Consider the following 14,150-nt stretch of genomic DNA (forward strand, 5'->3'; position numbering starts at 1 on the left):
AGTAGAGATTTCGGATACTTTAAGGGGTATAGTCTCCTGAACAGATCGATAAAACTTAAAATATAAGAGACCTATTTGGTATATAATAATAGCGGTCGGAAGATTTCTTCCGACCGCTATTGGACTTAAGTCGTATTTACTTTATCCGCTAATTATAACCTGGATTATTTGGTGTTAATAAAGGGTTAGTATCAATGGCTGAAGTCGGTATTGGATATAGTTCGTCATTAACCGACCTTCCCTTTTCTTCTAAAAATACTGTTGCCATAGATTTGGATGGATTACTTGACGAAGGTGTCCTTCTCATATCCATCCATCTTAAATTTTCAAAGGCAAATTCTACTCTTCGCTCTTTAATAATATCTTGTAATGTCACCGAAGCAAGCCCCGCAAGTCCTCGTTTAGTTCGAACATCATTGAATTTACCTATCACATAAGTGTCCGTTGAATTACTTCCATTACTTAAGAAATGAGCTTCGGCAGCTATTAAATACATTTCTGATAACCTTAAGATATAATATGGATGTGCTCCGTTACCTTCAGCATCCTGATATTTTTTACAATACCAACCAGAATTGGTTGTTGGTGCTGGGATCTCTTGGATAGAAGCTGCCTTTCTTGTATCCCCTACTTCATAAGCTCCTACGAGAGATTCATCTACAGGAAGTTCGGCTCTACCACTTCCCGGCATATTAGGGTGTTGTAAAAAATAATCTAATGCGTTATCTCCTTCTGTAGATGTGTTTACAAATTTCAAAATATGTTCCTTTGATTCGAAAGGTGCTGTAAACATCGCTTCATAGTTTGATTCAATTAAAAAGTTTCCTGAATTAATAACCTCCTCTGCATACTTCTTCGCATTAGGATAATCCTTCTTAATCAAATATACCCTAGCTAAAAGAGCTTTAGCAGCTTCTACTGATACAAATTCGCTCTTACTAAATGGAACAGGGTTCTGTATGCTCAGCAGTAAATCTTCAATTATCTTGTCATAAACTTCATCAACAGAATTTCTTGGCACATTTACAATATCGCGATTGTTAACAATTGGAACAGGTCCAAAAAGCGTTACTAATTTATAGTATCCAAATGCTCTTAAAAAGTAGGAGCTTCCCAAAAGTTTAGTCTTAATTGTTTCATCAATATCCTGTGAAGAGTTAACAATTTCGATTAAATCATTAGCTCTTTGTATCCCAACATAAGGCGCATTAAAGTATCTTGAAACCAAGACATTATTTGTAAGGATTGCATTGTCATTGATTTCCCCATGTTGAAAGAATGTTGCACGATACTTCAAATTATCTGCAGAAAGATCTTCCGTAACGTAACTCAAATAGAAATATCCTGAATTAATATTTCCGTTTTGAAATGCGTCATATATCCCTGTCAAAAGTTTTTCCCCTTCAGGCCCTCCTACTAAATCGGGCGATAAAGAACTTTGTGAATCCAAATCCAATGAACTACACGAGCTAGATAAAAGCGCAGTCGCGACTCCTACCATTGCAATTATTATTTTAATTTTCATCTTTATTCTTTTATAAGCCAATATTAACACCTATCACAAATGATTTAAATTGAGGAATAGCACTTTGATCAACACCCAAATTAGCAACAGTCAACTCAGAAGATACTTCTGGGTCAAATCCACTGTACTTTGTGAATGTTAATAAATTATATCCTGTCACATAAACTCTCGCATTGCTAAACTTCGCTTTACTAATGAACGACTTAGGCAAATTATATCCCAAAGTAATATTTTTCAATCTTAAGTACGACCCGTCTTCCAGGAATCTCGATGATCGTTGCGTATTGTAAGTTCCCCGAACACCATTAACGGCTCTTGGGTATTTAGCATCTACGTTGTCAGCAGTCCATCTGCCATCATAATATTCCTTAAACATATTTGTTGGTTCGGGGTTTGCTCCCATACTCGCATATCCACCTTGTCCTTCGGCACCCAGATTATATATATCGTTACCATAACTATATTGAAAGAATACTCCCAAATCAAAGTTTTTATAATTTACGGTGTTATTAATACCACCGTACATTTTTGGCAACGGATTTCCCAGAAACTGTCTATCGTCAGAAGTAATAGTATTTGAACCATTAATATCCTCATAGAGCATATCCCCGGTATTAGGATCAACACCTAAAGATTTAATTAGGAAGAACGAACCCAATGGTTGTCCTACGGCAGTTCTTGTCGCGAAAGCCCCATCAATTGGCTGATCATTGTAAAGGCTGGTCACTTCGTTTTTATATGTTGAAATATTAAGCGATGTAGTCCAAGAAAAATCCCCCTTCTCAACATTTCTTGAATTAATTTGGAAATCAAATCCTGATCCCTTCATATTTCCGATATTTTCTAGTATAGTAGAAAATCCAGTCGTAGAAGGAATAGGTCTATTTAACAAGATGTCCTTTGTATTTTTTACATAATAATCAGCAGATACTTCTATTCTATTATTAAAAAGTCCAACTTCAAGACCTGCATCAAACTGATTTGTGGTTTCCCATTTTAAATTGGGACTACCAATCGCGCTAAGAGCTAAACCTGGGCTGTCGTTGTAATTGAAACCACTTCCGATAAGTCTCATCGCGGCGAAATTACCAATACCCTCCTGATTTCCGGTCGAACCGTAGCTTGCCCTAAGTTTTAAGAAACTGACAGCAGACTTTATGTTGTCCATGAAAGACTCTTCCGAAATAACATATCCCGCTGAAACAGAAGGGAAATATCCATACCTGCCCGCTTTCGGAATTTTCGAAGAACCATCTCTTCTAATAGACGCAGAAAGAAGATATTTACTTTCCCAAGCTAAATTTAATCTCGTTAGCATTGATTCAATACGAAAATCTGTTATACTTGCAGTTCCTCCTGTAATTGCAGCCGCGGAAGTTAAATATGGTGTTAAATCAGAAGGAAAATTACTTCCGTCTACCCGATTATTTTCCCTAGTATTCCATTGATATTCGTACACAGCAATTGCATCAACATTTAATCTTTCTTGAAATACCTTTTTATTGTAAGACAATGTCTGCGTTGTCAAATAATTCTGCGTTTGAACATACCCTGCTGCACCCGATCCATTTGAACCTTGCCCAGATAGCGATACAATAGGGTGATACAATCGTTGATCCAAGTAAGAATAATCAATACCAACAGCTGTTTTAAACTTTAATTCTGGTAAAATTTTAAACTCCAAATATGAAGCGTTAAAAATATTAGAGAGATTGACAAAGTTGTCTGATTCGAACATCTGCACTGGATTATTATAGCTATTAATTGCATAGCTACCATCAGCATTGTAAATCGGCTGATCCGGTCTAGCAACTAAAGATCGAGGAAATGGAGAATAAATACTATTATCCACAGGTGTTTCATCCCTTAATGTTCTAGACAATGCCAAATTGGAACCTAACGTGATAAAGCTATTTACCTGATGTGTAATGTTTGTCCTTAGTGCATACCTTTCAAAACTACCTTTCTTCAAAGCTCCATCTTGGCTTAGATAGTTAAATGATGTATAAAACTGCGTTTTATCATTTCCACCTGAGGTAATAGACAACTGAACATTATTTATTCTTGAATTATCACTGATTACTTCGTCCAACCAGTTAACATTATGTTCAGGGTTTGCTACTTCCTCATTCGAAAAGATAGCAGTCCCGCCCCCATTAATTCTAGCTTCGTTATACAGTGCCCTATATTCTGATGAGCTTAACGATTTAGGCCTGCTTGTAAGAGATTGGAAACCAGTGTATGCAGAAGCTGCAATTACAGAGTTCCCATGTTTACTTCCTCCCTTTGTAGTTATTAAAACAACACCATTAGAACCCCGAGACCCATAGATAGCGGCTGCAGAAGCGTCCTTCAAGATTTCTACTGAAAGAATATCTTCTGGGTTTAAGTTTGCCAATGGTGAAATACCAGACCCCACGGTATTAGGTGTGAAATTGTTATTTGAAGGGAGTATAACCCCATCAACAACATAAAGAGGAGAGTTTCCCGCATTAATAGAAGACCGTCCCCGAATCTGAACAGATATTGGGGCACCTGGCCTACCTCCCCCTGACGAGACTTGAACTCCGGCGGCTCTACCTTGAAGGGCTTGTTCTATACTTGCTACCGGCTGGTCTTTTAAATCTTTGGCGCCAATAGTGGAAACAGCAGCAGTTACATTTCTTTTTAATTGCGTACCGTATCCCACAACCACTACTTCGTCCAAAGAAGTCTCATCGTCAACTAATTGCACATTCAATACAGATTGAGTTCCTACAGGTATACGTTGCGAAACGTAACCAATGTAAGAAAACAATAATGTTGAATTTGCGGGAACAGAAAGTGAGTAGTTTCCTGATCCATCCGTCTGTGTAGCAGTGGATGTGCCAACAACCGCAACGGACACTCCAGATACAGGAGCACCATCAGTAGCTGATGTTACTTTACCACTCACTTGACGATTCTGTGCAAACGACACCCCTACCAGGCATGTTAACACTAGAAAAAAACTGAGTAATTTTTGTTTCATATGTTTGTTGTGTTTAGTTAATATCCGGATATACTTAAATATTCGGACTGTTAAAATTTATTAAAACATACAAATGTAACTATGGAAAGTTGTTTATGCAAGTATTTTTCAAAAAATTATGCTAGCATATTAATCTTTCATTAAAACAGTGTTATTTTTCTAATTCAGACAATTATTTATTAATATTTGCCTATTTCATTAAAAAAATGACAACTATCACTTAAATTTTAGGTTTTACTACTTTGTAACAACTGCTCCCGTAGATTGTTCTTCCTACTTCCTTTTTAATTATATTTGCACTATGCGATTTGACATCATTACCGTATTGCCTTCTTTATTAGAAAGCCCTTTTGCACATTCCATTTTACAACGTGCACAAAAAAAGGGATTAGCAGAAATTCATGTGCATAACTTGCGGGAGTATGCACAAAACAAACAAAAATCTGTAGATGATTATCCCTACGGGGGTGGATCGGGGATGGTGATGCAAATCGATCCTTTTGCATCTTGTATCGAAAAATTACAAAGTGAACGCAAGTACGATGAAATAATTTATATGACCCCTGATGGTGTAACTTTAAATCAGGATATTGCAAACGAGCTTTCTACAAGAGGAAATATAATGATATTATGCGGCCATTACAAAGGTATTGACCAACGTATCCGCGACATTTTTGTAACCAAGGAGATATCTATAGGCGACTACGTATTATCCGGAGGCGAGCTTCCTGCGGCAATAGTTGTCGATGCTATTATTAGACTTATACCCGGTGTGCTATCAGATGAAACCTCTGCATTGTCAGATTCATTTCAAGACGGTTTACTTGATGCCCCCATCTACACGAGACCTGCTGAATGGCGCGGACATAAAGTACCTGCTGTATTGCTAAGTGGTCATGAAGCCAAAATTGCTGAATGGCGTGATGAACAGCAATTATTAAGAACCAAAGAGCGTAGGCCGGATTTATTAAAGGATTAAGGTTTTTTGATTGGTATTGATTGAAATAATAGAAGGTTTAATTTATACAGTGTCTTTGTCGCTCAGACCGCGACTGGTCCATACTTTTGTCTTGCCAAAAGTATGCAAACCTGCCTGCCGGCAGGCAGGAGCGTGTCGCTCGAACCTTTTGGCCGTAAGGATAGTGCCTCCTATTGCCATTGCCAAAAGCTTCACAGGCGACATTTGTCGAATATGAAAGGATAGTGCATTGTTATATGATTATTATAATACTTCAGCTGAATTGAAAAAAGACGGCCTAAGCGGATTTGGACGTGCAGGCAGCAGATGATGTGTTGCAGAAACGTACGATCAGCACTTAACCAAGCAGGTCTCAGCCCTTGCCGTGGGACAGAGTGGGGTGGCGGCCTAAGAGCTGCGCACTGCATCATCGCGTAGCCGGAACAACAAATACGATAAAGCCTTGATTTTTTTGCTTCGTTTTTTTATCAAGAAAAAAATGAAGGCCCTGTCGTGGCAACGACGGAAAGGCAATGCGAGGGTCAAAAAATTGATTAAATAAAACCTTTATTTTAACAAAAGAAACACTCTTCAAGTAATTGCATAAAAAAAGGTCCGCGGTAAGCGGACCTTTCTATATCTAATAAAACTTTAAACTAAGCTTGGGGAGCATCAGCAGACGGTGCTGCAGATGCCTGATCTTGCTTAGGCTTGTCTTCACGTGGAGGACGAGGTAATAATGCCTTACGGGAAAGCTTCATCTTACCCTGCTTGTCAATATCCAATAACTTAACCGTTACCATATCACCTTCTTTTAACACACCATCCATGGTTTCAAGACGTTTCCAGTCGATTTCAGAGATGTGTAATAAACCATCTTTACCCGGCATGATCTCAACGAATGCGCCAAAGTTCATGATCGACTTCACTTTACCTTCATAGATTTCACCTACTTCAGGTCTAGCTACGATGTTTTTAATACGCGTAGTGGCAGCATCGATGGCAGCTTTATTATCTGCAAAGATCTGTACAATACCTTTATTATCCACTTCTTCAATAGAAATTGTGGCGCCAGTTTCACGTTGCATTTCCTGGATAATTTTACCACCGGGTCCGATAACTGCACCGATAAATTCTTTATCGATTGTCAATTGAATAATACGAGGAGCATGTGGTTTATAATCCTCACGAGGAGCAGCAATTGTATTCTTCATTTCGCCTAAGATATGAAGACGTGCTTCTTTCGCCTGGTCTAATGCTTGCGTAAGCACTTCCCATTTCAAACCATTTATTTTTAAATCCATCTGACAGGCTACGATACCATTTTCAGTACCTGTAACTTTAAAGTCCATATCGCCCAAGTGATCTTCATCACCTAAAATATCAGACAAAATAGCATATTTTCCAGTTTTTTCATCCGTGATTAAACCCATTGCAATACCCGATACAGGAGCTTTTAATTTCACACCCGCATCCAATAAGGCCAACGTACCGGCACATACCGTTGCCATTGATGAAGATCCGTTTGACTCTAAGATATCAGAAACGATACGAATCGTATACGGATTTTCTGCATCGGATGGCAATACCTTTTTCAACGACCGCATCGCTAAGTTACCGTGACCAATTTCACGGCGACCAGCACCTCTGTTCGGTCTTACCTCGCCAGTTGAAAATCCTGGAAAGTTATAATGTAAAATAAATTTATTATATCCGTTGATGAACGCACCGTCAATCATTTGTTCATCATCCTTAGCACCCAACGTAACAGAAGTCAAGGATTGTGTCTCTCCACGTGTGAACACAGCTGAACCGTGTGCTGCGGGTAAATAATCAACTTCAGACCAAATCGGACGAACAGTACGTACATCACGTCCATCCAATCGCTTTCCTTCATCCAATACTAAATTGCGAACCGCATCATATTGTACATCGTGAAAATATTTCTTTAATAGGAATTTTGTTTCATCATCCACTTCTTCGCCAAAAGCGGTTTTAAATTCTTCAAAAATTTCAGCGAACTTATCCGAACGATCATGTTTTGCGGAAGCAGAAGCTGCAATTGCATATACTTTATCATACGTAGCAGCATATATCGCCTCACGCAATTCTGGATTTGAAGGCTCATGGTTGAAGTCGCGTTTTACTGTCGATCCCACCAAGTTTGCCAATTCAATCTGAGCAGCAACTTGTTTTTTAATTGCATCATGCGCAAAAGCAATTGCCTCCACCATTTCAGCTTCTGAAATTTCGTTCGCTTCACCTTCTACCATCACGATATCCTGAGCGGAACCCGCTACGATAAATTCCAAGGAAGCATTTGCTAACGCAGAAAGACGAGGATTAATAACTAATTGACCATCGATTTTCGCTACACGTACTTCTGAAATGGGACCGTTGAAAGGAATATCCGACACTGCTAAAGCCGCTGAAGCTGCCAAACCTGCTAACGCATCGGGCATAATATCTTTATCCGCAGAAATAAGTGAAATCATCACCTGTGTATCTGCGTGGTATGTTTCAGGGAATAATGGACGTAAAGCTCTATCTACCAAACGAGAAATTAAGACCTCGTAATCGGACAATCTTGCCTCACGACGCAAAAAACCTCCAGGTATACGGCCGGTAGCCGCATATTTCTCTTGGTAATCGACTGATAATGGCAGAAAATCTACACCTTCTTTCGCTTCTCTTGAGGAAACTACTGTTGCCAAAAGCATCGTATCACCTTGTTTTAAGACTACTGAACCATCCGCTTGTTTCGCTAATTTACCAGTAGACAATTCGATAGGCGCTAAATCTCCGCCTAAGTCAATTGTAACTTTTTTTTCGTTGTAACTCATTGTTTTCTTGTTGTGATGTATCTTGCGTCAATTGTGGAATACATCTAATTATATTTTACTTTTTTAGTTGCACAAAGGTAGTTATAATTTAACAAAAAACCTTCATAACACCACACGATACTACCAACGATCATAAAACTTCATTTCAAAAAAAAAGCCACCTACGAATGTAAGTGGCCTTTGCATTTTTTCTAAAAGCTTATTTGATGATATCACGTAAACCTAAGCCTTTGATAATGGCACGGTATCTTTCGATATCTTTTTTGTACAGGTAAGCTAATAATGAACGACGTTTACCTACTAATTTTTGAAGTGAACGTTGTGTGTTAAAGTCTTTTCTGTTTTTTTTCAAATGCTCTGTTAAGTGAGCAATTCTTTTAGTAAATAAAGCTACTTGTCCTTCTGCAGAACCTGTGTTTACTGCTGCACCTGCAAATTCTTCGAAGATACCAGCTTTGTACTCTTTACTTAAATACATCTCTTGAATAATATTAAAGCGTTAAAAATTTAATTAATTGGATGCAAAGATAGGAGTAATAAGTCAAAAATCAAAAGTAAAAAGCAATAAAAGTCAATCACTTAATTAAGACACTAGCAACCAACTCCTGTCTCCTAATTTGTAATTCACAATTATACTTTAACATAAATCCCCTTCTTGTCCAACCCATAGCATATTGCCCACATCAGCACAAGAAAACAAAGAGAATACACAAAGGATCCTATTTCGGGTGGCCCTGGAATTTCAGCACACACATTTCGGTAAAACCAAGTAAGTGCAGTTATATAGTTCGGTTCACCATTCGCACCTATTCCATCCGCAATACGAAACAAACCGAGAAAACGCGGCAGCAAACCACTTAACACAAATATAAACAACGGATTTCTACCGAATACATCAAAAAACTGCGTTAATTTATTTTTTACGCCCTGTACCTCAATATACCAAATCATCCCTCCAATTGTCATTATACCCAGTCCGGTGGCATATAACACATACGAACTCGTCCATATTTTCTTATTTATCGGAAAACCCAGCGACCATACCCATCCAGATATAAGAAGGATAAATCCTGTTACCAAGAGTCCGGACAGCAATTTAAAATGAGGTTCTTTACTTGTTGAGACTTTCGTCCACAACCAATTTACCTGTCCTTGATTTTTGATATACACACCTGCTAAATAGCCAAAAACAACTTGCACAATCGCAGGCAAAGTACTCGCTAAACCTTCCGGATCAAACGGCACCCCCTCGCCTTTGTACACATGTGCGACCCCTAAGATTTTTTTATCAATATCTGTTCCAAACCAGCCTTCCAGAGAATACGGATCTGCTCCACCCAAAAAAGCGCAAAAAGCCCAATAACCCAACAGAATTGCCGCTGAAATATAAATTAACATGCGGGGCCTAAAATAGTAAACCAAGATAGATGCGAAAAAATAGGCGACAGCAATCCGTTGTAATACACCAAAGATTCGTACACCTTTAGTAGGATCCATACTATTAATCCATTCTTTGAAATACAATTCATTACCTACCCAGGTCACAAATGGCCACCAATTCAGGAATAGCCCAATTGCAAAAATAAGTACTGATCTTTTGATTACTTTCTTCCAGAACGCAGCAGCCCCTGTTTCTTGCAATCTAGGGATCACAAAAGACATCGCATTTCCCACTGCAAATAGAAAAAATGGAAACACCAGATCGGTTGGCGAACAACCATGCCAGGGAACATGGGTTAACGGCTTAAACATGTGCCCCCATGTTCCCGGGTTATTTACCAAGATCATCAAAGCCACAGTGCCACCCCTAAATACGTCCAAAGAATAATAACGTTGTTTCATTATGTAGAATTTGTCACCTACGAAGATACCTCGGTATTTTTATAGGTTAATATTGTAATGACGAATATAATACTTTTTAAAATCGGATGAAAGAATAAGTTTTTTGATGATTTCTTTAAAAAACTTTATAAAAAAAAACAAAAGTATTTTGAAGTTTAATTTATTTTAACATATCTTTAACATAGTTTTTAAATTAATGCCCAATGAACCTTGAGTTATCCATTTTAAAAAGTCTATATTTTACGAATCCGCAATCCATAGCTGATTTAAGCAGCAATATTGGAAAAAGTGTTCCTAATATTAAGAAGACAGTCGATAATCTACTAGATGCGGCGATAAGTGGTTATCAAATTGCTATTGAGGCTATCAACAAAATCGGGTATATGCTAGGAAAGGGTGTAGCCACGTTAATGCACATCATCAATCCGGCAAAAATAATAATAAGCGGTAGAGGCGCAAAAGCGGGGGCTGTATTATCTCATCAGATTCAAAGTGCTGTACTAGAATTCAGCATCCATAGGCTATCCGAAGACACAACAGTCGAAATATCAAAACTAAAAAACGCACAACGTTTGGGTGCTGCCTGCATCGCAGTAGAACACTCCGAATGGAAAGATTTAAAATTAGATGATTCTATTAACTTAACACAACAAACACAATGAGCAAATTTTACCTAAAAAGCTGCTATTTATCGTTGTTCATGCTCCTGAGCATAACGACTTTATTTGCACAACAATCTGTTACGGGAACAGTAACAGATGCGAACGGGATAATTCCCGATGTAACAGTAAGTGTACCCGGAACGTCAAGGGTTACACAAACAGATGCCAACGGCCGATACCGTATCCAAGCGACAAACGGTGAAAAATTACGTTTTTCCATAATTGGCTATGCTCCTCAAGAACGAACTGTTTCAGGAACAACCTTAAATGTTACGCTACAGAAAGAAGAAGAGTCTATTGATGAAGTGGTGATAACGGCTCTTGGTATTAAGCGAGAAAAAAGATCGATAGGTTATGCAACTGCAACAATAACCGCAGATGACCTAACCAAAGCAGGCGCTACTGAAAACCCATTTCTTGCAATGTATGGTAAAGCCGCTGGTGTAGGTGTTAATATCGGTTCAGGTGGCCCTACAGCAGGGGTTAACATCCGGATTCGTGGCGCAGCCGGATTGGAATCAGGCACAAATACCCGCCCTCTGTTTGTGGTAGATGGAGTACCTATGTATGATGAAAGTTCTTCCATGGAGTCGAGAGGCTATGATCCACTAAATTCATTCGATTTGGGGTCAGGCATCAACGATCTTAATGCGGAGGACATTGAATCCATCGAAATCTTAAAAGGTGCAAAAGCCACCGTACTCTATGGTAGTCAAGCGCTTAACGGAGTCGTATTGATCACCACAAAAAGCGGACGCAAAACAAGGGGGCTTGGTATCACTATCAACCAACAATTGAGCGTAGACAAACCATTTACTTTTATCGACTTCCAAAACGAATTTGGATCGGGTGCCTCTACAAATGACCTGCAATACATCAATATCAATGGCAATGATATTCGTAGACTACCTTTAAGCAGGTATAGCTTTGGCCCGCGATTCGATAATAGCCAGATCGCACTTTATGATAGCACGATGAGTACCTATAAGGCATATCCAAACAATTTTATTGATTTCTTTGATAATGCAGTAAACAATCGTACGAATATTGCTGTTGCTGGCGGCGGTGAGATCGGGAGTGCGAGGGCTTCCTATACGACCAATACGTATAATGATATTTTACCGGGCTTTAATCAAAAGCAGCATACTTTTAGCTTTAATGGTAATTTTCAGCCCTCCTCTTTTGCTAATTTCGAATTTGTTAACAATCTATATAGTGTTAACACCAACAACCGTAGGCCAAATATCCAACAATGGGTTGCGACCGGCTTAAACAGAGATTACGACTATAATTGGATGCGTGAATTTTATCATGATGCGGACGGCTTTCGGAAGGACTTAGAGCCCTGGGGATTAGCTGGTGGTTCTCCCGGATTCTGGCCCAATGCCGTATCTAATGTCCTTTGGGAACAGAACGACAATAATGATAATGATAAGAAGTTTCACTTAGTAAGTTCTATCAGAACAACGCTTCAGTTCACTTCGAAATTGTCTTTTATAGGTCAGGCATCTATAGACTATACCAATACTGATTTTGTGACACAAAATAAAATAACCCGCCTGAATCCAGTAAGAACGGGAGGCGGATATAGATGGACGAAAAGAAATGTGTCGGTACAGAACTATCAAGGTTTGATAAAATATGACGATACCTTTGGCGATGATTGGTCACTTTTTGGTTTCATAGGAAGCGCCTATCAAAAGATAACTGACAACAACATGTACACCTCAACAGGTAATATGGGCTTACTATATCCTGATTGGTTCTCATTAAACAATGCCGACATTGCGAATTGGCCGACTGCAGGTGCAAGAGGTATGGTCATGGGTAATGGCCGGGGATCAGATGTATTATACAGCATGCTCGGCTCGGCTACGCTATCTTACAAAAACAAACATTATTTAGAGATACAAGCAAGGAATGACTGGAATTCTACGCTTCAATCGCCCAACAATTCCTACTTCTACCCGGGATTATCCTATACATGGAACTTTTCAGATGATATTGTTATTCCTGAACTACAACACGGTAGACTTCGACTTGCATGGGCCGATGTCGGTGGTGGCCCTTACACTGCAACAGGCGATCGCTATTTTGCCAATAACATCTTTAGCGTAGGTCAGCTCCCTTATTCGTATGGTCCGGTAACAGTAACCCCTCCTTCCTCACTGTTTCTGGAAATGATAAAACCATTCCGTAAGCGAGAGGTCGAAATTGGTTTTAACACCAGATGGTTTGAAAGAAGCCGATTGGAAGTTGATTTTTCCTTCTATAACAACAATACTTACAACCAGATTGTATCCCAACCTCTGTCGGCATCAACCGGATATTCTTCGGCAAAGATCAATACGGGTAATTTAAGAAACTGGGGAACAGAGGTATTTATTAAAGCTGCTCCAATGGCAAGCGAAAAATTCAGATGGGACGTAACACTTACAGCTGCAAATCAATTCTCAAAAGTTATCGACCTCTATCCGGGCATTACACAGAAATATATCACGGGTAATTCCGGATTTCAAGTGTTTGCTGAAGAGGGCAAGCGTATAGGCGAAATAAAAGCCTACGACTACCGCAGGGATGATAGCGGCAATAGAATAGTAGGTGCCAATGGTCTGTACCAGCTTTCTGACGATGTAACTTATATTGGCAAAAATGTAAATCCGGATGTTTTCGGAGGAATCATGAACGACTTCTTCATGAAAGGGTTCAATTTCCACATTGCATTAGACTATAAATTCGGTGGCTCCGTATTCTCTTATACCAATAATTACTTAATGGGTACAGGAGTAATTAAACAGAGTCTATTTGGTCGTGACGAACAAACAGGAGGTATCGCATATTATATAGACAACAATGGTAACAAAATTCGTACGGAACACAGCGCGCAAGCTCCTTCGGCCTCGGCAGATGGAATTATATACCATGACGGTATCATCCTTGACGGGGTAAAAGCGACAGCCAACGGATACGAAAATAACGACATTATCGTTAGCGCGCCAGCTTACTATTCAACTTATATCAATGATATGGGAACTTCATGGCCACCTGACAGGTTGTTCAAAAATGACTATATTAAACTAAGGGAACTAGCTATCTCTTATACCATACCACAAAAAATGTCTGAAAGAATGAAATTGCAAAAGTTAACACTGACTGCTGCTGCGAGAAACCTGGGTTATCTTTACAAGACTATACCTAATATAGATCCGGAAGGAACACTTGGCGCACAATCATATATTGAGAATTCCTTTTATCCTTCAGTTCGGACATTTACGTTTGGTGTCAATGTAAGTTTCTAATCTCAAAAGAA

The 14,150-nt window shown here is 39.0% G+C and carries 9 protein-coding genes; 3 read left to right on the plus strand and 6 right to left on the minus strand.

The features are described from left to right. Window positions 1–148: 148 nt before the first annotated feature. Together E4F24_RS05940 and E4F24_RS05945 are read right to left on the minus strand one after the other, a co-directional pair. Window positions 149–1,525 carry a RagB/SusD family nutrient uptake outer membrane protein gene (locus tag E4F24_RS05940; protein WP_140937744.1) on the minus strand — a complete coding sequence of 459 codons (1,377 nt, stop codon included), beginning with the start codon at window positions 1,523–1,525 and terminating at the stop codon, window positions 149–151. Window positions 1,526–1,535: 10 nt separating this feature from the next. After that, on the minus strand, window positions 1,536–4,535 hold the full coding sequence (locus E4F24_RS05945) for a SusC/RagA family TonB-linked outer membrane protein (RefSeq protein WP_140937745.1): 3,000 nt from the start codon (window positions 4,533–4,535) through the stop codon (window positions 1,536–1,538). A 301-nt stretch (window positions 4,536–4,836) separates the two neighbouring features. On the opposite strand from E4F24_RS05945, the gene trmD reads away from it, so the two are divergent. Next, on the plus strand, window positions 4,837–5,514 hold the full coding sequence (gene trmD / locus E4F24_RS05950) for a tRNA (guanosine(37)-N1)-methyltransferase TrmD (RefSeq protein ID WP_140937746.1): 678 nt from the start codon (window positions 4,837–4,839) through the stop codon (window positions 5,512–5,514). Between the two features lie 42 nt (window positions 5,515–5,556). Here the strand turns inward: trmD and E4F24_RS13755 are convergent, their stop codons facing one another. From E4F24_RS13755 to E4F24_RS05965, 4 genes are all read right to left on the minus strand, one after another. Further along, on the minus strand, window positions 5,557–5,718 hold the full coding sequence (locus tag E4F24_RS13755) for a hypothetical protein (RefSeq protein ID WP_181182388.1): 162 nt from the start codon (window positions 5,716–5,718) through the stop codon (window positions 5,557–5,559). A 431-nt stretch (window positions 5,719–6,149) separates the two neighbouring features. Next, window positions 6,150–8,336: a polyribonucleotide nucleotidyltransferase gene (pnp, locus tag E4F24_RS05955; protein WP_140937747.1), complete on the minus strand. Its 2,187-nt coding sequence runs from the start codon at window positions 8,334–8,336 to the stop codon at window positions 6,150–6,152. 199 nt (window positions 8,337–8,535) lie between these two features. Next, the gene (rpsO, locus tag E4F24_RS05960; protein ID WP_140937748.1) at window positions 8,536–8,814 is read right to left on the minus strand and encodes a 30S ribosomal protein S15; all 279 of its coding nucleotides are present in this window, start codon (window positions 8,812–8,814) and stop codon (window positions 8,536–8,538) included. A 152-nt stretch (window positions 8,815–8,966) separates the two neighbouring features. Further along, a complete protein-coding gene (locus E4F24_RS05965; RefSeq protein WP_140937749.1) occupies window positions 8,967–10,178 on the minus strand; it encodes an acyltransferase family protein in 1,212 nt (403 codons plus the stop codon). Between the two features lie 203 nt (window positions 10,179–10,381). Between E4F24_RS05965 and E4F24_RS05970 the strand changes: the two genes are divergently transcribed. Continuing rightward, entirely contained in the window at window positions 10,382–10,840 is a 459-nt protein-coding gene (locus tag E4F24_RS05970) for an ROK family protein (RefSeq protein WP_140937750.1), read from the plus strand. Then, entirely contained in the window at window positions 10,837–14,139 is a 3,303-nt protein-coding gene (locus E4F24_RS05975) for a SusC/RagA family TonB-linked outer membrane protein (protein ID WP_140937751.1), read from the plus strand. Before E4F24_RS05970 ends, E4F24_RS05975 begins: the two co-directional genes overlap by 4 nt. Window positions 14,140–14,150 lie beyond the last annotated feature (11 nt).

Origin of the sequence: Sphingobacterium lumbrici, from assembly GCF_006476045.1 — a bacterium.
GTDB lineage: Bacteria > Bacteroidota > Bacteroidia > Sphingobacteriales > Sphingobacteriaceae > Sphingobacterium > Sphingobacterium lumbrici.